Origin of the sequence: Pelagibacterium sp. (assembly GCF_048264985.1) — a bacterium.
Lineage (GTDB): Bacteria > Pseudomonadota > Alphaproteobacteria > Rhizobiales > Devosiaceae > Pelagibacterium.
This window is the reverse complement of sequence record NZ_JBLXCL010000004.1, coordinates 1-24,784: the sequence shown is the minus strand read 5'-3', so window position 1 is coordinate 24,784 and position 24,784 is coordinate 1. Positions and strand designations below refer to the sequence as shown.

Genomic DNA, 24,784 nt, shown 5'->3' with positions numbered 1-24,784 from the left:
TCAGCGCTCCTTTCGGCAGCGCCCCGGCCTGCCGCCCTTTTCCATATGCAAGGCACAAACCGGGACGTCGCAACCGTCGTGTCGGAGCGCATCCAACAAGGTTCTAAGGACAATTCTTCATGGCTCTTGCAGCGCTTGCCCGGAAGTTTTTCGGCTCGGCCAACGATCGGCGCGTCAAACGCTATCAATCCAATGTCGATGCTATCAACGCACTTGAGCCCGAGTTCGAAAAGCTCACCGACGACCAGCTGAGGGCGAAAACCGAAGAGTTCCGACAGCAATTGCGCGATGGCGCAAAACTGGCCGATGTGCTGGTTCCGGCCTTTGCAACTGTGCGCGAAGGCTCAAAACGCGCCCTGGGCATGCGCCATTTCGACGTTCAGCTTATCGGCGGCATGGTGCTCAACGAGCGGGCCATCACCGAAATGCGGACCGGTGAAGGCAAGACCCTTGTGGCAACGCTTTCGGCGTATCTCAACGCGCTTGAAGACAAGGGCGTGCACATCGTCACCGTCAACGACTATCTTGCCCGTCGCGACAGCGAGTGGATGGGGCGTCTTTACGGTTTCCTGGGGCTGTCGACCGGTGTCATCGTCCATGGCATCAACGACATGGAGCGCAAAGCCGCTTACGATGCCGACATCACATACGGCACCAACAACGAGTTCGGCTTCGACTATCTGCGCGACAACATGAAATATTCGCGCGCCCAGATGGTGCAGCGCGGACACAATTACGCGATTGTCGATGAAGTGGATTCGATCCTAATCGACGAAGCGCGGACGCCGCTGATTATTTCGGGGCCCTCTCAGGATCGCTCCGAGCTTTACAAGACGATCGACAAGTACATTCCGTTGCTCGTCGAAGACGATTACACCATCGACGAAAAACATCGCGCAGCGAGCTTTACCGACGAGGGCATCGAAAAGCTTGAGGAAATTCTTGAGCGTGACGGACTGATCAAATCGGGTTCGCTCTACGACATCGACAACGTTTCGATTGTTCATCATCTTAATTCGGCGCTTAAGGCGCACAAGATTTTCACGCGCGACAAGGACTATATCGTCCGAGACGACGACGTTGTGATCATCGACGAATTCACAGGTCGTATGATGCCGGGCCGCCGCTTCTCGGAAGGGTTGCATCAGGCGCTGGAAGCCAAGGAAGGCGCAAAGATACAGCCTGAAAACCAGACGCTGGCATCAATCACGTTCCAGAACTATTTCCGGCTCTACACAAAGCTGGCAGGCATGACCGGTACTGCCGATACCGAAGCGTCCGAATTTGCCGATATTTACGGGCTGGACGTGGTGACCGTTCCCACCAACGTGCCGATCGCGCGTCTCGACGAGAACGACCAGATCTATCGCTCCGTTGACGAAAAATTCCAGGCCATTACTGACGAGGTGATTGCGTGTCGCAACCGCAATCAGCCTGTTCTTGTGGGTACGACATCGATCGAACGTTCGGAAATGCTGGCCGACTTCCTCAAGAAGAAGGGCATCAAGGACATCGCTGTCCTCAACGCCCGTCACCATGAGCAGGAAGCTCAGATCATTGCTGCTGCGGGCGTGCCCGGTGCGATCACCATAGCAACCAACATGGCCGGTCGTGGAACCGACATTCAGCTCGGCGGCAATCTCGAGATGCGCGTTGCCAACGAAGCCGAAGGGCTCGAAGGCGAAGCGCTCGCGAAAAAGACTGCTGAAATCAAGGCCGATATCGCCGAGAAAAAGAAAGAGGCGCTCGCTGCTGGCGGGCTGATGGTAATCGGTACCGAGCGCCATGAGTCACGCCGCATCGATAACCAGTTGCGCGGCCGTTCGGGCCGTCAGGGCGATCCGGGGCGCTCGAAATTCTTTGTCTCGCTGCAGGACGATCTTATGCGGCGCTTCTTCCCCGAGCGCATGGAAAAGGTTCTGACCTCGCTCGGTCTGAAAGATGGCGAGTCGATCTCCGATGCGATGGTCACCAAGGCCATCGAACGTGCCCAGACCCGCGTGGAAGGGCACAATTTCGATATCCGCAAGAACATCTTGAAATATGATGACGTGATGAACGATCAGCGCAAGGTGATCTTCGAGCAGCGCATCGAATTGATGGATGCCGAGAACGTCGCCGAAACGATTGCCGATATGCGCCACGACGTGGTGGATTCGCTCATTGGAAAATCGGCACCGGAGCGCTCCTATCCTGAACAGTGGAATACCGAGCAGCTCGGCGCCGCATGCAAGACCTATCTGGGGATCGAGCCACCTCTGGCCGAATGGGCCGACGAAGAAGGCATGAGCGTCGAGGTGCTACGCGAGCGCCTCGTCAAGATGGCTGACGATTACGCGGCAGCAAAGGCGGCGCGGATCGGACCGGAAACCATGCGCCAGATCGAAAAGAGCTTCATCCTGCAATCGATCGACGGGTTGTGGCGTGAGCATCTTGTGACGCTCGACCATCTCTCGAAAGTCGTCGGCTGGCGCGGACTGGCCCAGCGCGACCCGCTTAACGAATACAAGCAGGAAGCTTTCGAGCTGTTTTCTTTGCTGCTGACCAATCTGCGTGAGTTGGTCACCACTCAGATGAGCCATTTCGAAATCAAGCCGCCCGAGCCCCAGGCGCCAGCGCCCGGCCAGCTTCGTGAAAGCCATATCGACCCGGTGACCGGCGAGAACGAAGTGCGCGACGATGCCGCGCCGCAGGGGGAATTGAGCCCTGAAGTGATGGCTCGTACGCGGCGTAACGATCCGTGCCCATGCGGATCGGGCAAAAAATTCAAACATTGCCACGGCTCTTTCTAGGCAGGCAATCGAGCACAAATCGAAATCCCCGGAGCCCGCTCCGGGGATTTTTTGTTGCCGGTCGCACATGAAGCCGGAACTGTTTAGGGTGGACAGGCATTTGTGAGAGCGCTTTTGGGGGAATATTTTGACCTACGATCAAATCGTGCTTTTTGCTCTTTTGGGATTGGTGCTGGCTGGGCTTTTATGGGGCAAGTGGCGCTATGACCTCGTCGCATTTGGCGCGCTCATCATGGGCGTGGTTCTGGGGGTGGTGCCGGCGCAAACAGCATTTTCGGGCTTCGGCAACGATGCGACTATCATCATAGCGTTGGTTTTGGTGGTGACTGCGGGGCTGTCCCGATCCGGGGCCGTGGATCTGATCACCCGCCATGCTGTCAGTCGCGATCGTTCCCTGCCGCTTCATATCTCGATCATGGGCGGCATCGGGGCTGTGTTTTCAGGATTCATGAACAATGTCGCGGCGCTGGCGATTTTGATGCCTGTGGACGTACAGGCGGCGCAAAAGGCCAATCGCTCGCCGGCGTCTTCGCTGATGCCTCTGGCCTTCGCGACAATTCTCGGCGGTATGCTGACCATGATCGGGACGCCGCCCAACATCATCATCGCCGCCTATCGTGAGCGCGCCATGGGCGAAAGCTTCACGATGTTCGATTTTACCCCCGTTGGACTGGTCTGCGCCCTGGCCGGCGTTGCGTTTATCGGGTTCGTGGGCTGGCGGTTGATCCCGGTGCGCGACAAGGGCGCTGGCGCCGAATTGCGTGCCGCGGCCAGCTACACGACCGAACTTGTGGTTACCGAGAAATCGAAAGCCAAAGGCAAGCGCGTGCGTGAGCTGGACGGAGATGCCGAAGAGCACGATTGTGCCATCGTGGGTCTTGTGCGCCGCAACAAACGGCTGCCGGGCCGGGCGCGGTGGGAGCGGATCCGCAAAGGCGATCTCATCGTCGTTCATGGTAGCGCTGAGGCCATTTCGGCACTGGCCGGCGCGCTGCAGGTCGATCTGCAGGGGCGGTCGGGTGAAAGTGCCGAGCTGTCCTCGGATCTGAAAATGGTCGAAGCGGTTGTGACGACGGATAGCCGCGTCGTTGGCCGGATTGCCAATGATGTGCGCGTCATGCAGCGCAATGGCGTGGTGATGCTTGGGCTGTCGCGGCGTGGTCGGGCGATTACCGAGAGGGTGCGCCGCACACCGCTCGAGGTCGGTGATGTGCTGTTGCTGCTTGGTCATCAGGATGCCGTCGACGATGTCATTACCCGCATGGACTGTTTGCCGATTGCATCCAGCGTACCTGTGGTGCGCCATGAAAAGGCTCTTGGCGCCATCGGCTTGTTTGCCGCGGCTGTCGGGGTTGGGGCGTTTGGGCTTGTACCGCTTACGGTTGCGCTTGGTGCTGTTGCGGTGATGTACGTGCTCTTTGATATCCTGCCGGTGCGCGAGATCTACGAGGCCATCGAATGGCCTGTGGTTGTGCTCCTCGGCTCGCTGTTGCCTGTGGGGCTGGCGCTGGAAACCTCGGGGGGCACGCAGCTCATGGCTGAAGGGCTGGCGATGTTCGGCCAATACGTCCCCGCGTGGGTGGCGCTGGCGGCGGTGCTTGTGTTCACCATGACGCTTTCGGACGTGCTCAACAATGCGGCGACCGCGGTGATTTTCGGCCCCGTCGCGTTCGGGCTGGCGCAGATATTGGGGGTTAATCCCGACGCCTTCCTGATGGCCGTGGCCATCGGCGCGAGCTGTGCCTTCCTCACGCCAATCGGGCACAACAACAACGCGCTGATCATGGGGCCGGGCGGGTATCGCTTCGGCGATTATTGGCGCATGGGGCTGCCGCTCGAAGTGATTATCGTACTTGTCGGTGTCCCGGCCATCATGGTGTTCTGGCCGCTTTGAGCCTAACCCTCGGATTTGTCGCGCAGCGCGTCGCGCAGGCTGGTCTGGGCGGAGCCGGGCTTTAAAGGTTTTTGCTGGCTGTCATGGGGTGACCACCCGGATAGCCAGAGGATTTCGAGACTGGCGCGGACCTTGCTGTCGGGATCTGAATAGCGCTCGGTGTAGATTTCCGCAGCGCGCATCAAATGGCGTGGTGTCATCAATCGCGTGTCGCGCCCGGCGAGAGGATTGGTGACCCCCAACGCCCGCAACTCGTCGAACAGGGCAAGCGGGGTGCGATAGCGCACCATGTGGGTTTCGAGGTCCGTGACCGGCAGGGCAAAGCCTGCCCGTTGGAGCAGGCTGCCCGCATCGCGCACGTCGATCATCGGCGCCACGCGAGGGGACACGCCGCCAAGAATTTCTACATCGGCGGCCAGAAACGCGTCTCGCAGTTCACTTAGCGTGCGCCCACCGATGGCCGCGGCGATCAAGAGGCCGTCAGGGGCGATGTGGCGGCGCAGGTTTTCGAGGAAACCGGGGACGTCGTTGACGGTCTGGAGGTCGAGAAGCGAGACGATCAGATCGTAATCGCTGGCGGGAAGTCGTAGATGTTCCGGATCGACATGCGCAAATCCATCGACATCGAGCAGGGTGGATGCCTTTTCGAATTTGATTGGGCCATTGGCCGAATGCGCGCCGTCGGGCAGCAGGCGCGGATCGGGCCCAATGACGAGCGCTTTAGGGAATTCCCGCGTCACGGGCGCGAGCCGGTCGCCAAGATCGGCGAGGACAAGATCGGTCACGAAATCGGATTGCCCTTCGCGTTTGGCGAAGTTCGCTGCAAGGCGGGCACGGTCGAATACAAGCGGGGACTGGGTCATGGTGTCGACCATATGGCGCAGGAATGGATGCCATGCAATGATCGTATCATGGTTGGGGGGATGGACGATCGGGGGCGCCCGTTTGGCGCGTGGTTACGCGAGCTTGCGGCGACGGTCGCAGGGCGTGCGCTCGACGCCGCTTTCCCACCGGTCTGCCTGGCATGCGGGGAGGCTGTCCTGACGCCCGATGGCTTATGTTCCGGGTGCTGGAGCCAATTGGTCCCAATATCGCGCCCGTTCTGCCCGGTTCTGGGCTTGCCATTTGCCTCGGACATGGGGGAGGGCGCGCTGTCTGTGCAGGCGATTGCCGATCCGCCGCCGTTCTCGCGGGCGCGCTCCGCAGTTGCCTATACCGATCTGGCGCGCAAGCTGGTGTCGAAGCTGAAATATTCCGATCGGCCCGAGATTGCATTGTTCTGCGCCCGTATGATGGTCTGTGCCGGCCACGAGCTTTTGGGTTCCGATGGGGTGCTGGTGCCAGTCCCATTACACAGGGCACGGCAGCGTCAAAGGCGATACAATCAGTCGGCGGAACTGGCGCGTGCCATTGGACGCCTTGCAAATTGCACGCTGGATACCGACCTTGTCGTCAGGCATCGGCACACGATCCAGCAGGTCGGGTTGAACGCTTCCCAGCGGACTCGCAATGTCGATGGAGCGTTTCGCGTCAATGTGGCGAAGCTGGATCGGTTGGGCGCGCGGCGCGTTGTCCTGATCGATGACGTGCTGACAACCGGAGCCACGGTGTCTGCGGCGGCCAAGGCGCTCAAGCGCGCAGGCGTATCGCAGGTCGACGTGCTCAGCTTTGCCCGCGTTGTGTTCGATGCGGATATGACAGTATAACCGCCAAGATTGACTGGAGTTTACGTTCAAATGGCCAAGGTCGAAATCTATACGACCCCGACTTGCCCCTATTGTCATGCCGCCAAGGCGCTGCTGGGCGACAAGGGTATAGCATTCGAAGAGATCACAGTGCTCGATCCCGATCTGCGGGAAAAAATGACACAGCGCGCCAATGGACGGCGCACGGTGCCTCAGATCTTTGTCGGGCAGACCCATGTTGGCGGCTTTGACGATCTGGCCGCGCTTGAGCGGCAGGGCAAGCTTGATCCGCTGATCGAGAATGCAGCGTGAGCCAGGCCACGACCGTTGCCCTTGTTCAGATGAACGCAGGCCTCGGGGCCGAGGTTAATCTTGCTGAAATCGAAGCGCGCGTGGCCGAGGCCAAACAGGCCGGTGCCTGTTACGTGCTGACCCCGGAAATGAGTGTAGTCTTTGCAAAAGACCGTGCAGGGCTTAGGGCAACAACTGGGCCTTGGGGCGGTAATGGTGCGATCGAGCGGCTTGCCGGTATCGCCCAAGCTCATTCGGTGTTTCTCCATGTCGGCTCGCTTGCGATTGCGCTGAGCGATGAGCGGTTCGCCAATCGCTCGGTGGTTTTCGATCCGCAGGGCGCTATCGTATCGACCTACGACAAGATCCATCTGTTCGACGCCGATATACCTGGATCGAACGCTTATCGCGAAAGTGCGACCTATGCGGGTGGTACGCAGGCGGTGGTTGTCGATATTGCGCCTTTCTCGCTTGGAGCGACTATCTGTTATGATCTGCGCTTTGCCGGGCTTTATCGCGCGCTGGCCGAGGCTGGGGCGCAGGTCATTGCCGTACCCTCGGCCTTCACGGTACCCACAGGGGCGGCGCATTGGCACGTTCTGTTGCGGGCTCGAGCCATAGAAACCGGGTGTTTTATTCTTGCAGCGGCACAGGGTGGGCACCATGAAAACGGGCGGTCGACGTTTGGTCATTCGCTTGTCGTGTCGCCCTGGGGCGAGGTGATCGCAGAAGTTGAGGGCGACGCGCCGGGCCTGCTCATTGCCGAGCTGGACCTTGACGCGGTGAGCGCGGCGCGGCAAAGGGTGCCCGCGCTTGCCAATGCGCGCAGCTTTACGCTCGCCGCGCCGGACGCCGGCGTCGCGGTTTCGAGCAGTCTTAAAACCCAAGCGGGAAATTGAAAGTGATCCAGTTCACGCTCGCCTGCGCTGCAGGCCACAAATTCGATGCCTGGTTCAGAAATGCCGAGGCGTATGACGAGCAATCGACGCGCGGGGTTTTGTCCTGCCCGATCTGCAATTCCTCACAGGTGGAAAAGGCGCTGATGGCGCCGGCCGTTTCACGATCGAGCGAAAAGGTCTCTCTGTCGGCCGGGCATCCTGAGCATGGCGAGTTCATGAAAGCCATGCGCGCCTTGCGCCAGAAGATGACCTCGGAAGCCGATTATGTCGGTGACAAATTTGCCGAGGAAGCCCGCAAGATCCACTACGACGAAGCGGAAGCGCGGGGCATCTATGGCGAGGCAACCAAGGATGAGGTGGTCAGCCTGATCGACGAGGGCATTGAATTCATGCCGCTGCCGAACGTGCCCGACGAGCACAATTGACGGTCAGGTTCTGCCACCGATTCAGCGCGCGTGGGGTGCATTGGCCGCACATCGATTTCGAACCGCGCCTTGAAGCGTTCTATAGCAAATGGGGCTTTTAGGCCGATCGTCGCCGGGCTCGTGGACCTGACATTTTTGTCAGGTTGATCTTAAGCCGCCGGCTTTTCAAGCAACATCATGTAATTGACCGCCATGTCGCGGCTCTTGTTCCATTCGTTTTTTAACGGATTGAAGGTCACGCCGGTCTTGTCGACTACGCTCATGGCGTTGCGTCCGGTAATCGATGTGATCTCTTCAGGGGTGACCAATTTTTCATATTGGTGCGTGCCCTTGGGGAGCCAGCGCAGGACGCGCTCAGCGCCCACTATGGCCAGTGCATAGGCGCGGGCCGTGCGATTGATGGTGGCCACGAACATCAGACCACCAGGCTTGACCAGATCGCAGCAGCTTTGGAGATAGAGGGGTACATCGGCGACGTGCTCGACAACTTCCATGTTGAGCACGACATCGAACTGCTCGCCGGCTGCAGCGAGATCTTCGGAAGTGGTGGCGCGATAATCGATCTCCAGGCCGGACTGATCGGCGTGGAGAGCGGCAATCTTGACATTCTTTTCACCCGCATCGGCGCCAACGACTTCCGCGCCGAGCCGCGCCATGGGTTCGCAGAGCAGACCTCCGCCGCAGCCGATATCGAGAATGCGCAGGCTGGTGAACGGGCGCATGGTCTTATCGTCCAGCCCGAAATGGGCAATGATCTTTTCGCGGATATAGGCGAGACGCACTGGATTGAACTTGTGCAGCGGCCGGAACTTGCCGTTGGGATCCCACCATTCCTCGGCCATCTTGTGGAACCTGTCGATCTCATCGGGGCTGATGGTGGTGCTCATGGCGTTACCTCGTCTTTGCTTGTTTCACAGGTGAGGCCGGCAAGCCCTCAAGTCAAGCGATCCGTCGCCGCATTCACGCAAGCCATATTGCTAAATTCGCCGCTTTGTGGCACTCACCGCGCCACAACCGTACTTTGCGTTACGGCTGACACTTCTGGTTTTATGCAGGGCGGCGTCATGGCGCGTATAGTTATGAAGTTTGGCGGCACCTCGGTCGCCAATGTCGAGCGCATTCGAAAGGCGGCCCTGCACGTCAAACGCGAGGTCGATGCCGGCCACGAAGTTGCCGTTGTGGTTTCTGCCATGTCGGGCAAGACCAATGAGCTTGTCGGCTGGTGCGCCGAGGCCGCGCCCATGCACGATGCGCGCGAATACGATGCCGTTGTGGCCTCGGGTGAACAAGTGACCGCCGGGCTGATGGCTATCGTGCTTTCGGAAATGGGTATCCAGTCCCGCTCCTATGCCGGCTGGCAGGTGCCCATTCACACTGATGATGCCCATGGTTCGGCCCGCATTACCGGCATCGATCCTGCCAATCTCAATGAGCGGATGAGTTCGGGCTGGGTGCCGGTCGTCACCGGTTTTCAGGGCGTCTCCGACAAGAAGCGGATCACCACGCTTGGACGCGGTGGATCTGACACCTCGGCGGTTGCCGTGGCGGCAGCAGTCAAGGCGGATCGGTGCGACATCTATACCGACGTCGATGGCGTCTATACGACGGATCCGCGCATTGCGCCCAAAGCAAGGCGCCTTGAACGGGTCAGTTTTGAGGAAATGCTCGAAATGGCTTCGCTGGGTGCCAAGGTGCTCCAGACGCGGTCGGTGGAACTGGCTATGGCCCAGGGCGTGCGGCTCGTCGTACGCTCAAGCTTTGACGATCCCGATGCGGGCAACGCACCGGGCAGCGAATGGGGCATGACGGGCACGCTTGTGTGCGATGAGGATGAGATCATGGAAAAGCAGATCGTTTCAGGTGTGACCCTTGCACGGGCCGAAGCCAAGATCACCCTGCGCAAGGTCAAGGACAAGCCGGGCGTTGCCGCGGCTGTGTTCGGGCCGCTGGCCGATGCACGTATCGTCGTCGACATGATCGTGCAGAATATTTCCGATGACGGACAGATCACCGACATCACCTTTACGGTGCCCGACAGCGAATTCGACAAGGCCATGAAGGTTCTTCGCAATGCGCCCGATCTCGAATACGAGTCGATTTCCGGCTCGAAAGGTGGCGCAAAGATCTCAGTCGTCGGCGTCGGAATGCGCAGCCATGCCGGGGTTGCAGCCTCGATGTTCCGGGCTCTTTCGGACAAGGGAATCAACATTCAGCTCATCACCACTTCCGAAATCAAGACCTCGGTATTGATCGATGAAGAATATGCGGAGCTTGCAGTTCGGGCGCTGCATACCTATTACGGTCTGGACAAGGTCGAGGGGTAACCACCTCTCGGGGGCGATAATCCTATGAGGCGGGGCATCCGTCGGGCGAGCAAACATGGTGACAGCGATTGGTGGACCGCGGGTGCTCTTGCGCCAACTGCGCGAAACCATGGCCGAACCATTGGCCAGCCAGGAACGGTTGGACAAGATTGTCGACCTGATCGCTGACAATATGCGGGCCGATGTGTGCTCGTTCTATGTACTGCGCGACGATGGCGCGCTTGAGCTCTTTGCCACGCACGGCTTGCGCCGCGACGCTGTCCACATCACCACACTGCGTCTGGGCGAGGGGCTGGTCGGGCTTATCGCCAACGAGGCCGAACCGCTGAGCCTTCAGAACGCGCCCGAACATCCCTCTTTTGCCTACCGCCCTGAAACCGGCGAAGATCCGTTCTTTTCGTTCCTGGGCGTGCCGGTCCTGCGGGCCGGCCAGACGCTGGGCGTGTTGGTTGTTCAAAATTCCGAACGCCGGGTTTACGGCGAGGATGAAACCGAGGCGCTGCTGACTACGGCCACCATTCTGGCCGAAATGATCTCGACAGCCGATTTCGATGCGCTGATCAAACCGGGCTCGGATATCGATTTGCGCCGTCCGCGCATGTTCCAGGGCATCGGGTTTTCCGAGGGCATCGCGCTCGGTCAAGTCGTGCTCCACGATCCGCGTGTGGTTGTCACCAATTTCGTTGCGGACGATACCGATGCTGAAAAGGCTCGGCTTGAGGCTGCGCTTCAGACGATGCGGGTCTCGATCGACGAACTGCTCAATTCGGGCGACATGCAGATACCGTCCGATCACCGCGACATTCTGGAAAGCTACAGAATGTTTGCCCATGACCGGGGATGGGTAAGGCGGCTCGAAGAGGCAATCGACTCAGGGTTAACTGCCGAGGCTGCCGTGGAGCGTGTTCAGAACGACACGCGCGCCCGCATGCTGCGCCAGACAGATCCCTATATCCGCGAACGGTTGCACGATCTCGACGATCTTGCCAATCGCTTGCTGCGCATCCTGACGGCGGATGGCTCGGTCCCCGGCAAGGAACTGCCCGACAATGCTGTTCTTGTGGCGCGCAATATGGGACCCGCCGAACTGCTTGAATATGACCGCACCCGGCTGCGGGCGGTGGTGCTCGAAGACGGCGCTGCCACTGCCCATGTTGCCATTGTTGCTCGTTCGGTTGGGCTGGTGGCGGTGGGCCAGGCGGAAAATATCGTTTCGATGGGTGAGGCTGGCGACGATATCATCGTTGACGGCTTTACCGGCGCCGTCCATTTACGGCCCACGCCTGATATCGAAGCGACCTATATCGACAAGGTTCGGCTCTCGGCCAAGCGGCGCGCCCACTACGCAGCGCTCAAGGATACCCCGCCAGTCTCGCGCGACGGGCAGCACATCACGCTGTTGCACAATTCGGGCTTGCTCGCCGATATGGCCATGCTCGAAGAGACCGGCGCTGAAGGCGTTGGGCTGTTCCGCACAGAGCTGCAATTCATGATCGCCTCGAAAATGCCCCGGGTCAAAGACCAGGTGGAGCTGTATTCGGAGGCCATGCGATTGATGGGCGACAAGCCCATCGTTTTCCGCCTGCTCGATATCGGGGGCGACAAGGTTGTGCCCTATATGCGCTCGACCGCCGAGGAGAACCCGGCAATGGGCTGGCGCAGTCTCCGGTTGGCGCTCGACCGTCCGGCATTGTTGCGCACCCAGGTCCGCGCCCTGCTGCAGGCCGCCGGCGGCAAGCCGTTGCGTATACTGGTGCCCATGGTCACCGAGGCGCGCGAGTACATGAAGGTCAAGCGCTTCATTCTGCGAGAGAACGAGCGTCTGCCCCGGCTTGGCTTTGCTCAGCCCGAGGTGCTCGAGATCGGATCGATGATCGAGGTGCCCTCGCTGTTGTTCGAACTCGACAGATTGTTGCCGGAGACCGATTTCGTCTCGATCGGTTCGAACGATCTCATTCAGTTTCTGACAGCTGCGGACCGCGCCAATCCGCGTGTGGCCAACAATTACGACCCGATTGCCCGGCCGCGGTTGCGGGCGCTAAAACTCGTTGTCGATGCCGCTGCCAAATATGGCAAGCCTGTTACCATGTGCGGGGAATTGGCAGGGCGTCCGATCGAGGCGATGGCGCTTTTGTCGATCGGCATGACCCGGCTTTCGATGGGCGCATCGTCTATCGGGCCGATCAAGGAAATGGTGCTTGGACTTGACGTCGAGGCGCTCAAGGCCGAAATGAACGATTATCTTGAAAACGGCGAAACCGAGGGCTCGGCCCGCGAGTTTCTGGCCGAGTTTGCCGACCGGCATTCTCTGACCGTTTAGCGTACTTCTTCCGACCCGGATTGTTTTTCATGGCTTTTCTGCCCACCGATAAGCTCGACGCTCTTGAACGCCGTTTCGATTCCATCGAAGCGGCGATGTCGGGTAGCCCGGACCCTGACGCCTATGTACGGCTTTCAAAAGAATATGCCGAGCTTTCGCCCATGGTCGCCAAGGTGCGTGAATACCGCGCCGCGTTGGCCGAGCTTGCGGGCGCCGAGGAACTGGTGAAATCGGCCGACAAGGAAATGGCCGAACTTGCCTATGAAGAAATGGGCGAACTCAAGGAAAGCATCGAAGCGCTGAGCCAGCAGATACGCATCCTGCTTCTGCCAAAGGATGCCGCTGACGAGAAAAGCGCGATCCTGGAAGTGCGCGCCGGAACTGGGGGCGATGAGGCAGCCCTTTTTGCTGGCGATCTGTTTCGCATGTATCAACGCTATGCCGAAGCACAAGGCTGGAAAGTTTCGGTGATGGAAATGTCTGAAGGCGACGCCGGCGGATATAAGGAAATCATCGCCAATGTTTCGGGTGCCGGCGTTTTCGCCAAGCTCAAATATGAATCTGGCGTCCATCGCGTACAACGGGTGCCCGATACCGAAGGGTCCGGGCGCATTCATACGTCTGCAGCGACGGTCGCGGTGTTGCCCGAGGTCGAAGACATCGATATCGAGATCCGCAACGAGGATATCCGTATCGACACGATGCGGGCTTCGGGAGCCGGTGGCCAGCACGTCAATACCACCGACTCGGCTGTCCGCATTACTCATATTCCTTCTGGCATCGTGGTCACATCGGCCGAAAAATCCCAACATCAGAACCGCGCCAACGCCATGAAGGTGCTGCGCGCCAGGTTGTTTGACGAACAACAATTCAAGGCGTCGTCCGAACGGGCTGAAAGCCGTAAATCGCAGGTGGGCTCGGGCGATCGGTCCGAGCGCATCCGGACCTACAACTTCCCCCAGGGGCGGGTGACCGATCACAGGATCAATCTTACGCTCTACAAGTTGCCCCAGATCATCACCGGGGAGGCGCTGGGCGAAGTTATCGACGCGCTGATTACGGAAAATCAGGCTGCGCAATTGGCAGCAATGGAGCAGGGGGGCTGAGTGCTCGTCCGCTTTGGGCACCTCCAGCAGGGATTATGACACAGACGATTGGCCAGACCTGGCGGAGCCTGCGCGAGCGGTTTACAGCCGCAGGATTTGCAACCGCCGCGCTCGATGCGCGGCTTTTGGTGCGGCATAGTCTTGGATTTGACGACACAAAGCTGATTGCCGGGGAAACAGACCCCTATCCCGAACGCCAGATGGCTGCTCTTAGCGCGTATGTGGATCGCAGGCTCGGCGGAGAGCCAATTGCGCGTATTGTCGGCGTGCAGGAGTTTTATGGGCTGCGTTTCGGCTTAAATGCAGCGACGCTGATTCCACGGCCGGAAACCGAAATGCTTGTTGATTTTGCGATTGCCGAACTGGGCGGCCGGGCCGCGCCAAAAATTGCAGATCTGGGAACGGGCACCGGCTGCATAATGCTTTCAGTCCTGGCGAATCTGCAGGAAGCGCGTGGGGTCGGGGTGGATCTATCTGCCGATGCTCTCGATCAGGCGCGAATCAATGCACGAACGCTGGGCGTTGCCGAGCGGTTCGAGGGGCGGGAAGGCAGTTGGTTCGAACCGCTGGGCGGGGAGCAGTTCGACCTTGTCGTTTCCAATCCGCCCTACATCGCCAGCCAGGTCATCGAAACGCTCGCGGTTGGAGTCAAATCCTTCGATCCCATGCTTGCGCTCGATGGAGGAAGGGACGGGCTGGCGCCTTATCGGGTCATCGCAGCCCAGGGACGTGCACACCTTGCGGCGGGCGGAGCGCTTGCCCTTGAAATCGGTTTCGATCAGGGCCAAATCGTTAATGAGCTTTTAGACCAAGCCGGCTTTTGCGATATCTCAATCGCCAGGGACCTTGCTGGCCACGACCGGATGGTTACCGCCCGCGCGCCGCAATGATCCAGTGCCCCGGCGTTTTTCGTGTAAAGCCAATATTTTTCTTGGAATGAAAAGGATAAGCGGTTAGGTTGGCCATGCTGACGCGGTGCTTGTTCATCGCGGTGGAACCCACCCTGACATCGGCGGAAGAGAAAAGCCGGCCGCGGACCCCGACCTTCCAATGGTTGGCCCAGCACAGGACAGGGCAGGAGACCGCACAGCCTTTTTGGGGAAACCAGAGAGAGCGATCGGCGCAGCTCGAACCGGCAGCCCGGTTCGTGTCAGCCGAGATTTGTGTCCGCCGCCCTGTTTTGGCGGCAAAGGCCCTTGATGGGGCAGGTTCAGGAAAAGTGAAAATCGGATTTCCGGTTCGGACCTGCACCACGACAATAAGGACAATAATCATCCTTTGAGGGATGAGTGATGTCCTAAGCGCATACCTTCACGGAACGTGTTGAAGCGAGCACATGAGACCAAACCAGCAGAACAACAACAAGCAGCGTTCGCGCGGCCGGAACAACAACAATAACAACCAGCGCCGCGGCGGTGGCGGCGGCAATCCGTTGTCGCGCAGCTATGAGAGCAACGGCCCGGACGTGAAAATTCGCGGCAATGCGGCTCATATCGCAGAGAAATATACCCAGCTTTCGCGTGATGCGGCTTCGGTCGGTGACAACGTGATGGCGGAAAATTATCTCCAGCACGCCGAGCATTATCTCCGTATCATCCTTGCTGCGCAGGCCCAGTATCAGCCCCGCCAGGATACGAGCGTCGATACAACGCCCGACGATGATGACGACAACGACAATGATAACGCTTCGGGCAATTCCGGCGAGTCTGCCGAACAGAATGCCGTAGCCTCCGAGAATGGGGATTCGGGGTCGGACGAACAGCGTGAGCCGCGTCCGCGCCGTCAGCGTCGTCCCCGCCGTGAGCGGACCGAAGAAACAGTCGAGGCTTCGAGTGAGGGCGAAAGACCCGTCGAGGCGGAACCTGCCAAGTCGCAGGATGCAGCACCTGCTGCCGAGGAGGCGCCTAAAAAGCCGCGCCGTCCGCGCCGCAAAAAGTCGGATGACGATTCCAATGAGCCGGCACCGGAATTGCCAGCCTTTCTGACGGCCGGCCGCGAAGCTGCGGCCGAATAGCGCCAGGAGGCGCTGCCAGATACCAATCGAAAAATAAAAGGACCGGGCCATCGTGCCCGGTCTTTTTCTTTGCAAATGTGCGCCTACATATCCTTTGACTTGAGTCAGCGCCGGGCAGCCGGGCTGAGCTAAAATCCAGTCAACGCTTCGGGCGTTGTCTCGTGTGCCGCGAAGCGGGCAGGGGCAGCGCGCCAGCAAAGGAGAGTTGAAGCATGAATATCGAAAAATATACTGAGCGGACCCGCGGGTTCATTCAGAGCGCTCAGCAGATGGCGCTTTCTCGTGGCCACCAGCAGTTCACCCCACTCCATATCCTCAAGGTTCTCGTCGATGACCCCGAAGGCATGGCCACCGGGCTGATTGAACGCGCTGGCGGCAATGCACAGGCCGTGCGTGCCGGGGTTGAAGAGGGATTGAAAAAGATTCCATCGGTCTCCGGTGACAATGGCCAGATCTATCTTGGCCGCGAACTGGCCCGTGTTTTTGAAACCGCCGAGGCCGCAGCGCAGAAGGCAGGCGATTCGTTCGTCGCCGTCGAGCGCATGCTGTTGGCGCTGACCATCGAAAAAGAGACCGATGCGGGCAAGATCCTCGCCTCGGCTGGTGTTACGGCAAATGGGCTCAATGCTGCAATCGAGTCGATCCGCAAGGGGCGCACCGCCGATTCTGCGAGCGCTGAGAACACTTATGATGCGCTCAAGAAATACGCGCGTGATCTGACCGAGGATGCCCGCGAAGGCAAGCTCGATCCGGTGATCGGCCGTGACGAGGAAATCCGCCGCACCATTCAGGTGCTCTCGCGCCGCACCAAGAACAACCCGGTGCTGATCGGTGAGCCCGGCGTGGGCAAGACAGCGATCGCCGAAGGGCTCGCTCTGCGCATCGTCAATGGCGACGTTCCCGAATCGCTCAAGAAGAAGGCGCTGTTGGCGCTGGATATGGGCGCTTTGATCGCTGGTGCGAAATATCGCGGCGAATTCGAAGAGCGGCTGAAATCGGTTTTGAGTGAAGTTCAGTCCGCGGATGGGCAGATTATCTTGTTTATCGACGAGATGCATACCCTTGTCGGTGCAGGCAAGGCCGACGGGGCCATGGATGCATCCAATCTGTTGAAACCGGCTTTGGCGCGCGGTGAGTTGCACTGCGTTGGCGCGACAACGCTCGATGAATACAAAAAGCACGTCGAAAAAGATGCAGCTCTGGCGCGGCGTTTCCAGCCGGTCTTTGTCAATGAACCCAGCGTGGAGGATACGATCTCAATTCTGCGCGGGCTCAAGGAAAAATACGAACTTCATCACGGGGTGCGGATTTCCGATTCGGCGCTGGTATCGAGTGCGACCCTTTCGAACCGCTACATCACCGACCGTTTTCTGCCCGATAAGGCCATCGACCTGATGGACGAAGCTTCGGCGCGGTTGCGGATGGCTGTCGATTCAAAGCCCGAGGCTCTCGATGAGCTGGACCGTCGTATCATTCAGCTGAAAATCGAACGCGAAGCGCTGAAAAAGGAAGAGGACGATGCCTCAAAGACCCGTCTTGGTCGGCTCGAAGCCGAGCTTGCCGGTCTTGAAGAAGAATCTGACGCCATGACCCAGCGCTGGCTTTCCGAAAAGGAAAGACTGGCGGGCGGAACCAAGCTCAAGGAACAGCTCGACGCTGCGCGCACCGAGCTCGAACTTGCCCAGCGCAAGGGGGATCTCGCTCGCGCCGGTGAGCTGGCCTATGGGGTGATCCCCGATCTCGAGCGGCGATTGAAAGAGGCCGAGGCTCATGAAGCTCAGCCAGGATCGGACATGGTCGAAGAGGTGGTGACGCCCAACCATATCGCCCAGGTGGTATCGCGCTGGACGGGCGTGCCCGTCGACAAAATGCTTGAGGGTGAACGCGACAAGCTGTTGCGCATGGAAGATGAACTGGCCCGTCGCGTGATCGGCCAGTCCGAGGCGGTGGCTGCGGTTTCCAGAGCGGTTCGCCGGGCGCGCGCCGGATTGCAGGATCCCAACCGTCCAATCGGTTCGTTCATGTTCCTTGGCCCCACCGGTGTGGGCAAGACCGAGCTGACCAAGACGCTGGCCCAGTTCCTGTTCGATGATGAAACGGCAATGGTCAGGCTCGATATGAGCGAGTTCATGGAAAAGCACGCTGTTGCGCGCCTGATCGGCGCCCCTCCGGGCTATGTAGGATATGACGAGGGCGGGGTTCTGACCGAAGCCGTGCGTCGGCGACCCTATCAGGTGGTTTTGTTCGACGAAGTCGAAAAAGCGCATCCAGATGTGTTCAACGTTCTGTTGCAGGTCCTCGACGACGGCCGGTTGACCGACGGTCAGGGGCATACAGTGGACTTCCGCAACACGCTGATCATCATGACATCGAATCTGGGATCGGAATATCTGGCCGCTCAGCCCGATGGCGAATCGGTGGAGATGGTGCGGGGCAAGGTGCTCGATACTGTCAAATCGGCCTTCAGGCCCGAATTTTTGAACCGTGTGGATGAAATCTTGCTGTTCCACAGGCTCGAACGCAGCCAGATGGGTGCCATTGTCGATATTCAGCTCAAGCGCTTGCAGAAGCTGCTCGACACGCGCGAAATCACCATCGAGGTGACCGAAGCGGCCCGCGACTGGCTGGCCAATGAAGGCTATGATTCGGCCTATGGTGCCCGCCCGCTCAAGCGCGTTATCCAACGCTCGGTGCAGGACGAGCTGGCCGAAAAGCTGCTCGCTGGCGAAATTACCGATGGCGGCGCGGTCAAGGTCGATGCCGGAGATGGCGGGCTGGTGATCCTACCCGTCGTTGAAGGCGAGGCCATGGAGACGGGGACGCAATAGGGACGCTGCCGGTCGGAAAAAGAAGGGCCCGCTTAGAAGGCGGGCCCTTATGCATCAATTGTGTAGTGCGCTGCAGCAGCGACACCCGGCATTGGTCGTGGGCCGCCTCGCTGCCGTAAGGAGGAGCAGGCCCTAGAAAAAAGGCCGCAGCTTTCACCGCAGCCCGTAAGAAAATCGAATCGCAAATTACTGGCGTTGATAATCGATGCTTGAGCAGAAGATTGCCGCCTGGCAGCCGGTCAGCTTGATTGTATTGGGACCGGTCTGTTCGACAACAGCCTTGGCGTTTCCGCCATTGAGGGCAATGTTGCCTTCCCATTTGTTTGGGCCGACCAGTGTGCCTTGAACAACTTCCTTGCCGACAAATGCCAGGTTTTCTTCGGTGCGGGAATCGCCCTGGATGTCGTTGAGAACGCCACAAAGCTGGGTGCCGTCACCGCAGAGTTCGAACGTGAAGCTCGTGCCCCAGCGATCGACCCATGTCCCATTCGGATCCATGTCCTGCGCAAAGGCAGGCGCGACGAAAAAGGCTGCAAGAGCGGCGGCGGTAACAATAGATTTGATCATGACTTGGCTCCATAGCGGGCACCGTCGACATGACAGCGCGCATAATTGCTTGATTTTAGCTCCCCGCACCTGAAAACGAGATGAACGGAAAAAGGTTGCCGCAGCCGCACATCGAAGCGGGGAAACGACGGTTGGGGAGAGGGGCCTTGAGCGTCAGCGGCAGTCTTCATCTCTCCATTTTAGGGGAGAGGTCGGAGCTCGCAAGGCAAGGTCCGGGTGGGAGTTTCCCCAAACTCACTTCCGAGAACTGGCAGAGCCGAAAGGTGCACTGAGCTGGTCTTCTTGCGAGACTGCAACCTCTTCAGGCAGCCCCATCGCTCTGGACACTGCCGCGCAAGCCTGTATTGATTCGCGAAGTTGCTTCACACGAGAAAAGGACGAAACCGACCATGGTCGCAAATGTTGTGATAGCCGTGATTGCGGCCATTCACGTCTATATCGTCTTTATCGAGATGACCCAGTGGAACAAGCCCATGGGCCTTAAGGCCTTCGGGCTCGACCAGGATTTTGCCGACAGCACCCGTGTGCTGGCGGCCAATCAGGGGCTTTATAACGGGTTCATCGTGGCGGGGCTGGTTTATGGGCTTTGGGCGGACAGTATTGCGTTCAAGGTGTTTTTTCTCGTCTCTGTCCTTGTCGCGGGCCTGTTCGGCGCGGCGACATCGAGCCGGAAGATCCTGTTTGTTCAGGCGCTTCCGGCCGCGTTGGGACTGATCGTGCTTTGGCTCGGGTGGTAAAAGGCTATTTTCGGCCCTTCTTGCCGAACCCTTTGGCCCCTGTCTTGGCCGGACGCGGCGCGTCGCCGGCGCGCGCATCCCGCTTGCCTTTGAATTTGGGTTTGGGCTCGAACCCCTTGGCGCCGCGCGGTGGATGGGAGGCGCCGCGCCCCGACTGGGCGATGGTGACGCCGCGCTCGAGACCGGTTCCGCCCTTGAGGTGCCGGGCGAAATCATCGGCCTTGTCGGCGGCGATTTCAAAGCGGGTTTCGGTGTCGTCGATCTTGATCGAGCCGACATCGCGTTTGGTCACCCCGCCAGCCTTGCAGATCATGGGTAGGAGCCATTTGGGATCGGCCCTGTGCTTGCGCCCAAGCGAAAGGGTAAACCATACCCCGCCCACCATGTCGGGGCCGCGTGGTTCACGCGGGGCCATCGGGTCGTAGCCGGGCCCGCCCTCATTGCGCTTGTCGCGCCGCTTGGATTTTGGGCCGTCGCCGGTCAGGGAAACTGAAGAGGTTTCTTCAGGCACAGGGCGACTTGCCAATTGCTGCCGCAAATAGGCGACAGCGAGCTGTTCGGGAGAGACCTTGCCCAGCAGCTCGGCCACAAATTCTTTTTCTTCGTCTTCGGGCATGGGTGCCGAAACTGCAGCATCGACAATCTGCCGGCGATAGCGCGCTTCGATATCGGCAATTGTGGGCGCGGAGACTGTGGTAGCCGAAAGCTTGGCCAGTGAGAGAACGCGGCTAGCGGCTTTACGCCGATGCTCAGGCACAACAAGAACGCATACGCCCTTGCGGCCTGCGCGTCCGGTGCGGCCGGAACGGTGCAGCAACGTTGCGGGATTGGAAGGAATATCGGCGTGGATCACAAGATCGAGATTGGGCAGATCGATGCCGCGCGCTGCAACGTCGGTTGCAACACAGACATGGGCGCGGCCATCGCGCATGGCCTGTAGTGCACTTGAGCGCTCCGATTGCGCAAGCTCGCCCGAAAGCGCCACTGCGGCAAAGCCCCGGTTGCTCAATCGGGCTGCGAGATGACGGACCGCTTCGCGCGTGTGGCAGAAAACCAGCGCGCTGGTGCTGTCGGAGGTGAGCAGGGTGTTGATGATGGCGTGTTCGCGTTCGTCGCGGTGGACCACCATAAGCTGATAATCGATATCGGCATGCTGCTCTGTTGCGGCGACAGTGGCGACGCGGATTGCATCGCGCTGATAGGTTTTGGCAAGATCGGCAATCGCGCGTGGCACTGTAGCCGAAAACAAGAGCGTACGCCGTTCTTGAGGCGAGGCCGCTAGAATGAACTCAAGATCATCCCGAAAGCCCAGATCGAGCATTTCATCGGCTTCATCGAGCACCACGGCCCGCATGGCGCTCAAATCCAGCGAGCGCTTGGTGATATGGTCGCGCAGGCGACCTGGCGTGCCGACAACAAGGTGCGCGCCGCGATCGAGCGCGCGCCGCTCGTCGCGCATATCCATGCCGCCAACGCAGGTGGCAATACGAATACCTGCATCTGCATAGAGCCATGCGAGTTCGCGCTGCACCTGCAACGCCAGCTCGCGCGTCGGGGCAATCACCAGCCCAAGCGGGGTTTGCGCCTGGCCGAACCGCTCTTCGCCGCCCAGCAGTGTCGGCGCAATAGCGATTCCGAACGCAACGGTCTTGCCCGACCCGGTCTGGGCGGAGACCAACAGGTCAGCCTCGGCATTGTCCCGGTCCAGCATTGCGGTTTGCACGGGCGTGAGCTGCGTATAGCCGTGGCTAGAAAGGGCGCTCGCCAGCGCAACGTGGATTGATGCCGGCAGGTCTGCCGGCGCTTGGTCAGTATCAGATGACATGATTGGGAGCCTTATGTTGAGGAGGCTATAGCAGAAGAGTGGCCGTTTGGGCCAGCGCTGATCTTTAGGGCTCTCCAGAAGCGGGATTGAGGGCGCCGCCGCTTGACACCGTCTTTAGATAGTAGGAACATAATGGGAACAAAAGGATGTATCATGTCAGCGACAGCAATAGACTATATCGAACTCGACAGCGAAGACATGGCGGCCAGCCGGTCGTTCTTTGCGGCGGCCTTTGGCTGGCGATTTACTGATTACGGCCCGGATTACGTCGGCATCGAAGATGCAAAGCTCGATGGCGGCATATCAAGGGCGCAGGGTGAGCGGTTGCCGCCGCTGGTCATACTCTATACGCGCGAGCTTGATGCAGCAGAAGCTGCAGTGCGCGCCGCGGGCGGCGAGATTACCCGAGAGCAATATGATTTCCCCGGTGGACGGCGGTTTCATTTCCGAGAGCCTGGCGGCAACGAACTGGCCGTTTGGAGCGAGCAAAGTCCGGCGGCCTAGTTCGCCGCCTTGAAAGCCGGCCGCCAGAGGCGGCGGCGGTGCTAGTTCGAAGCCGTCGTTGCCGGGGTGTCTTCTGTCGCCGCGACGGTAACTGACGGGGTTACAGGCGTGCCATGCTGTTCGATGAGCGCGCGGACTTGAGCGACTGTGGACGCAAATTCGGTCTGGTACTGTTGGGGCAGGGAGTTGGCGCGCGGTAGCTTGACGGCAAGAGGATCGACGGTGTTGCCGTTGATCTTGATTTCATAGTGCAGGTGCGGGCCGGTCGATTGGCCCGTCGAGCCAACATAGCCGATCACTTGGCCCTGGGTGACAGGCGTGCCTGGCGTGATCCCATCTGCAATCGCGCTCATATGCCCGTAGGCTGTATTGTAGCCATTGGCATGACGCAGTTCGACATATCGGCCGTAGCCTGAATACCATTGGGCCATTTCCACAATGCCATCGCCGCCGGCATAGATGGGGGTGCCCGTACGGGCAGCAAGGTCACTGCCTGTATGAAGGCGGTAGTCGCCAAAAATCGGGTGGCGACGATAGCCATAGCGCGAGCGCAGAGTGCCGCCGCCTTCAAGCGGACGGCGCAGCAAAAACTGCTTCCCGGTTTCACCCTCGGGGTTATAGAAGTCGATAACGCCGTCTTCGGTCTGAAAGCGGAACAGCTCGCGTGTCGTGTTGGACAATGTCAGCGCCACATAAAGAAGATCCTGATTGTCCTCTTCGGTGTTGCCCGAGAGCAGAATTTCAATCGAGTCGCCTGGCGAGACGCGGCGGGTCAGGTCGAGATCATAGGCATACATGGCAGCGATGCGGTCGATGGTTGCGTCATCGAGACCGTGTTTGCGGCCCGTCTCCCAGATCGAACGGTATATAGTGGGGAGATTGCCGACGTTGACCTCTTCTGTGTCCTCTTCTGTGAATTCTATGCGTGGCGGCTCGAGTGCGGTGACGTAGCGGCCTTGGTCGGTAAGGGCCACGGTCACGCGGTGAACGGTGTCGTCATATATACTGACGCGGTAGGGAATAAGCGTTTGGGAACCCCGCGAAGCGCCGAACAGGATTCGCAGGCGCGTGCCTTCGGGCAGGTCGGTCTGGGGATAGACGTTCTGCATAGCGCGCGTTACTGCAGTGACCATCTGCGTTGTGAAACCGTTGCGCATGAACGCTTCGGCAATCGGGGTCTGCTCGCGGATTGTCAGCACGCGTTCGGTCCGTAAATGGCTCATGTCGTCGGCAACGCGGGTCTTTGCCATTACAGTGACGTTTTCGGCGACGCCTTCGATCGTGCCGGGTGCAATTTCAATGCCCAGATCGCGCAGGCTGGCAGACGGGGATGCATAGGCCATAAGCGGCCCTTCGACATCGGTATAGGCGCCCTCAACCGAAAGCCGGACAAACTGGGCGGCGCTCATATCACTTACGGCGCGGTGCGGCGCATCGGAAAGCTCAAGCGCAGCGGTGCGCACTGTGACCTCGCCTTCCACGTCCGCTCCATATATATCGGTGCTGACCAGCTCTGAGGCGGGGTTGGCGCGCAACGGCTCGTTTCGCGCCAGAAGCGCGGCGGGATCATATGATGGAATGTCTTCGGACAATGACGTCGCTGCAGTCGCCAGCGTCGCGTCGATGGTTGTAAAGGGCTGATTGCGGATGCGCGCAACACCATCGACCACTTCACGGATCGAAGCTTCGATGATTTCAAGATCTGAATGCGTCTGGGTCACCGGTTTGGCGCGGCGAGTCTTGCCGACAAGTGAAGCCGGGGCCGGGGTCGGATCTTGTGATGTCGAGATGGCCAACGCCTCGAAGGGCGTAGAGAAGGTGTCTTGTCCTTTAAAGGAGACCTGTAATGCTCCGGCCATAAGCATGAAGGACGTAACGCCGGTCAATATGGTGCCAGCGAGCCAGGCAAAACTGATCTCGCGACCCTGGGGCAGAGCACCCTCGGGGGATTGGACGGTCAATGCCGGCGAATCCTCGTATCCTGTCGCTTTAAGGAGAGCGGCGTGGCGATTGCGTTGCGCTGCGTTCAACTTTTCTTCCCCGGACCCTTGCGGCCAGCCAGATTATAGAGTGCGCGTCAAAGGGATGAACGCGCCGGACTCAGATGTCAAGCAATGAGCCCATGCGCCCGCGTACCCGTATGCGGCACATCTATAAGAGTGATCGATGCTGCGAAAATGTGGCTACACTGGGAATCTTCTGGCGCAGAAGGCCAGCTACCGGCGGTTTTTTCGGTGACTGTCAAAAAAGTGTCGTTCTAGGTGATTTGGCGTGTTGACACCGAAAGAGCCTGCCCATATAACGCCCCCACTGCAGACGCGGTGACGCCCTGAGCGCCCCGCCCTGCGGCTTCAAGACAAAGAGATCGGCGCCGCCGGAATTTTCCGGAAGCTGGTCATTGTTCTCTGAAGTTAGTCTTTTGAACGTCAGTGAGGCGTTCGTTATTTGACATTGTAGTTTTGTTGGAAAGGGAAACGTGGCCGGCGGGCTTTGTTTTTGCGGTTGGGTTTTATGGCCTGACGAAAAAGACTTAGTTTGATGGGTGCACGTTTTTCTTGAGGTACACTCTTTAT

Annotated in this window: 19 protein-coding genes; 14 read left to right on the top strand and 5 right to left on the bottom strand. The window is 59.4% G+C overall.

Going from position 1 to position 24,784, the window contains the following annotated elements:
• Positions 1 to 119 precede the first annotated feature (119 nt).
• Together secA and ACN0TA_RS12920 are read left to right on the top strand one after the other, a co-directional pair.
• Complete coding sequence (gene secA / locus ACN0TA_RS12925) at positions 120 to 2,792, top strand: preprotein translocase subunit SecA (RefSeq protein WP_417583556.1); 2,673 nt, start codon at positions 120 to 122, stop codon at positions 2,790 to 2,792.
• Positions 2,793 to 2,919: 127 nt separating this feature from the next.
• Positions 2,920 to 4,686, top strand: coding sequence for an SLC13 family permease (locus tag ACN0TA_RS12920; RefSeq protein WP_417583554.1), 1,767 nt, complete (start codon positions 2,920 to 2,922; stop codon positions 4,684 to 4,686).
• 2 nt (positions 4,687 to 4,688) lie between these two features.
• On the opposite strand, the gene ACN0TA_RS12915 is transcribed toward ACN0TA_RS12920, so the two are convergent.
• Positions 4,689 to 5,549 (bottom strand): methyltransferase domain-containing protein, encoded by an 861-nt coding sequence (locus ACN0TA_RS12915; protein WP_417583552.1) that lies wholly within the window; start codon positions 5,547 to 5,549, stop codon positions 4,689 to 4,691.
• 60 nt (positions 5,550 to 5,609) lie between these two features.
• Between ACN0TA_RS12915 and ACN0TA_RS12910 the strand changes: the two genes are divergently transcribed.
• The 4 genes from ACN0TA_RS12910 to ACN0TA_RS12895 are packed head-to-tail and all read left to right on the top strand — an operon-like array spanning position 5,610 to position 7,986.
• The gene (locus tag ACN0TA_RS12910) at positions 5,610 to 6,392 is read left to right on the top strand and encodes a ComF family protein (protein WP_417583837.1); all 783 of its coding nucleotides are present in this window, start codon (positions 5,610 to 5,612) and stop codon (positions 6,390 to 6,392) included.
• Between the two features lie 30 nt (positions 6,393 to 6,422).
• On the top strand, positions 6,423 to 6,683 hold the full coding sequence (grxC, locus tag ACN0TA_RS12905; protein ID WP_417583550.1) for a glutaredoxin 3: 261 nt from the start codon (positions 6,423 to 6,425) through the stop codon (positions 6,681 to 6,683).
• The gene (locus ACN0TA_RS12900) at positions 6,680 to 7,561 is read left to right on the top strand and encodes a carbon-nitrogen hydrolase family protein (protein WP_417583548.1); all 882 of its coding nucleotides are present in this window, start codon (positions 6,680 to 6,682) and stop codon (positions 7,559 to 7,561) included. The genes grxC and ACN0TA_RS12900 overlap by 4 nt, the downstream gene beginning before the upstream one ends.
• A 2-nt stretch (positions 7,562 to 7,563) precedes the next feature.
• Positions 7,564 to 7,986, top strand: coding sequence for a DUF1178 family protein (locus ACN0TA_RS12895; RefSeq protein WP_417583546.1), 423 nt, complete (start codon positions 7,564 to 7,566; stop codon positions 7,984 to 7,986).
• Positions 7,987 to 8,135: 149 nt separating this feature from the next.
• Here the strand turns inward: ACN0TA_RS12895 and ubiG are convergent, their stop codons facing one another.
• Positions 8,136 to 8,873: a bifunctional 2-polyprenyl-6-hydroxyphenol methylase/3-demethylubiquinol 3-O-methyltransferase UbiG gene (gene ubiG / locus ACN0TA_RS12890; protein ID WP_417583544.1), complete on the bottom strand. Its 738-nt coding sequence runs from the start codon at positions 8,871 to 8,873 to the stop codon at positions 8,136 to 8,138.
• Between the two features lie 177 nt (positions 8,874 to 9,050).
• On the opposite strand from ubiG, the gene ACN0TA_RS12885 reads away from it, so the two are divergent.
• From ACN0TA_RS12885 to clpB, 6 genes are all read left to right on the top strand, one after another.
• On the top strand, positions 9,051 to 10,310 hold the full coding sequence (locus ACN0TA_RS12885) for an aspartate kinase (RefSeq protein WP_417583542.1): 1,260 nt from the start codon (positions 9,051 to 9,053) through the stop codon (positions 10,308 to 10,310).
• 55 nt (positions 10,311 to 10,365) lie between these two features.
• A complete protein-coding gene (gene ptsP, locus ACN0TA_RS12880; protein WP_417583540.1) occupies positions 10,366 to 12,630 on the top strand; it encodes a phosphoenolpyruvate--protein phosphotransferase in 2,265 nt (754 codons plus the stop codon).
• Positions 12,631 to 12,659: 29 nt separating this feature from the next.
• On the top strand, positions 12,660 to 13,736 hold the full coding sequence (gene prfA, locus ACN0TA_RS12875) for a peptide chain release factor 1 (RefSeq protein ID WP_417583538.1): 1,077 nt from the start codon (positions 12,660 to 12,662) through the stop codon (positions 13,734 to 13,736).
• 35 nt (positions 13,737 to 13,771) lie between these two features.
• Positions 13,772 to 14,626, top strand: a complete 855-nt coding sequence (gene prmC, locus ACN0TA_RS12870) for a peptide chain release factor N(5)-glutamine methyltransferase (RefSeq protein WP_417583536.1) — start codon at positions 13,772 to 13,774, stop codon at positions 14,624 to 14,626.
• Positions 14,627 to 15,072: 446 nt separating this feature from the next.
• Positions 15,073 to 15,750: a DUF4167 domain-containing protein gene (locus tag ACN0TA_RS12865; RefSeq protein WP_417583534.1), complete on the top strand. Its 678-nt coding sequence runs from the start codon at positions 15,073 to 15,075 to the stop codon at positions 15,748 to 15,750.
• A 212-nt stretch (positions 15,751 to 15,962) separates the two neighbouring features.
• Entirely contained in the window at positions 15,963 to 18,578 is a 2,616-nt protein-coding gene (clpB, locus tag ACN0TA_RS12860; protein ID WP_417583532.1) for an ATP-dependent chaperone ClpB, read from the top strand.
• 186 nt (positions 18,579 to 18,764) lie between these two features.
• Here clpB and ACN0TA_RS12855 read toward each other — a convergent pair whose 3' ends face one another.
• Positions 18,765 to 19,145: a hypothetical protein gene (locus ACN0TA_RS12855; protein WP_417583530.1), complete on the bottom strand. Its 381-nt coding sequence runs from the start codon at positions 19,143 to 19,145 to the stop codon at positions 18,765 to 18,767.
• Positions 19,146 to 19,534: 389 nt separating this feature from the next.
• Here ACN0TA_RS12855 and ACN0TA_RS12850 point away from each other — a divergent pair, with 389 nt between their 5' ends.
• Positions 19,535 to 19,882 carry a DUF1304 domain-containing protein gene (locus tag ACN0TA_RS12850; protein ID WP_417583528.1) on the top strand — a complete coding sequence of 116 codons (348 nt, stop codon included), beginning with the start codon at positions 19,535 to 19,537 and terminating at the stop codon, positions 19,880 to 19,882.
• Between the two features lie 4 nt (positions 19,883 to 19,886).
• Here ACN0TA_RS12850 and ACN0TA_RS12845 read toward each other — a convergent pair whose 3' ends face one another.
• The gene (locus ACN0TA_RS12845) at positions 19,887 to 21,707 is read right to left on the bottom strand and encodes a DEAD/DEAH box helicase (protein ID WP_417583526.1); all 1,821 of its coding nucleotides are present in this window, start codon (positions 21,705 to 21,707) and stop codon (positions 19,887 to 19,889) included.
• Positions 21,708 to 21,860: 153 nt separating this feature from the next.
• On the opposite strand from ACN0TA_RS12845, the gene ACN0TA_RS12840 reads away from it, so the two are divergent.
• Positions 21,861 to 22,211, top strand: coding sequence for a VOC family protein (locus ACN0TA_RS12840; protein ID WP_417583524.1), 351 nt, complete (start codon positions 21,861 to 21,863; stop codon positions 22,209 to 22,211).
• Positions 22,212 to 22,252: 41 nt separating this feature from the next.
• Here the strand turns inward: ACN0TA_RS12840 and ACN0TA_RS12835 are convergent, their stop codons facing one another.
• The gene (locus ACN0TA_RS12835) at positions 22,253 to 24,172 is read right to left on the bottom strand and encodes a M23 family metallopeptidase (protein WP_417583522.1); all 1,920 of its coding nucleotides are present in this window, start codon (positions 24,170 to 24,172) and stop codon (positions 22,253 to 22,255) included.
• Positions 24,173 to 24,784: the final 612 nt, after the last annotated feature.

What these genes read in the sequence shown, in the direction of transcription:
- ACN0TA_RS12845 (WP_417583526.1), bottom strand. Translation starts at nt 21,707, where the DNA reads ATGTCATCTGATACTGACCAAGCGCCGGCAGACCTGCCGGCATCAATC.
- grxC (WP_417583550.1), top strand. Translation starts at nt 6,423, where the DNA reads ATGGCCAAGGTCGAAATCTATACGACCCCGACTTGCCCCTATTGTCAT.
- ACN0TA_RS12865 (WP_417583534.1), top strand. Translation starts at nt 15,073, where the DNA reads ATGAGACCAAACCAGCAGAACAACAACAAGCAGCGTTCGCGCGGCCGG.
- prfA (WP_417583538.1), top strand. Translation starts at nt 12,660, where the DNA reads ATGGCTTTTCTGCCCACCGATAAGCTCGACGCTCTTGAACGCCGTTTC.
- ACN0TA_RS12910 (WP_417583837.1), top strand. Translation starts at nt 5,610, where the DNA reads ATGGACGATCGGGGGCGCCCGTTTGGCGCGTGGTTACGCGAGCTTGCG.
- clpB (WP_417583532.1), top strand. Translation starts at nt 15,963, where the DNA reads ATGAATATCGAAAAATATACTGAGCGGACCCGCGGGTTCATTCAGAGC.
- ACN0TA_RS12885 (WP_417583542.1), top strand. Translation starts at nt 9,051, where the DNA reads ATGGCGCGTATAGTTATGAAGTTTGGCGGCACCTCGGTCGCCAATGTC.
- ACN0TA_RS12850 (WP_417583528.1), top strand. Translation starts at nt 19,535, where the DNA reads ATGGTCGCAAATGTTGTGATAGCCGTGATTGCGGCCATTCACGTCTAT.
- secA (WP_417583556.1), top strand. Translation starts at nt 120, where the DNA reads ATGGCTCTTGCAGCGCTTGCCCGGAAGTTTTTCGGCTCGGCCAACGAT.
- ACN0TA_RS12840 (WP_417583524.1), top strand. Translation starts at nt 21,861, where the DNA reads ATGTCAGCGACAGCAATAGACTATATCGAACTCGACAGCGAAGACATG.
- ubiG (WP_417583544.1), bottom strand. Translation starts at nt 8,873, where the DNA reads ATGAGCACCACCATCAGCCCCGATGAGATCGACAGGTTCCACAAGATG.
- ACN0TA_RS12855 (WP_417583530.1), bottom strand. Translation starts at nt 19,145, where the DNA reads ATGATCAAATCTATTGTTACCGCCGCCGCTCTTGCAGCCTTTTTCGTC.
- prmC (WP_417583536.1), top strand. Translation starts at nt 13,772, where the DNA reads ATGACACAGACGATTGGCCAGACCTGGCGGAGCCTGCGCGAGCGGTTT.
- ACN0TA_RS12915 (WP_417583552.1), bottom strand. Translation starts at nt 5,549, where the DNA reads ATGACCCAGTCCCCGCTTGTATTCGACCGTGCCCGCCTTGCAGCGAAC.
- ptsP (WP_417583540.1), top strand. Translation starts at nt 10,366, where the DNA reads ATGGTGACAGCGATTGGTGGACCGCGGGTGCTCTTGCGCCAACTGCGC.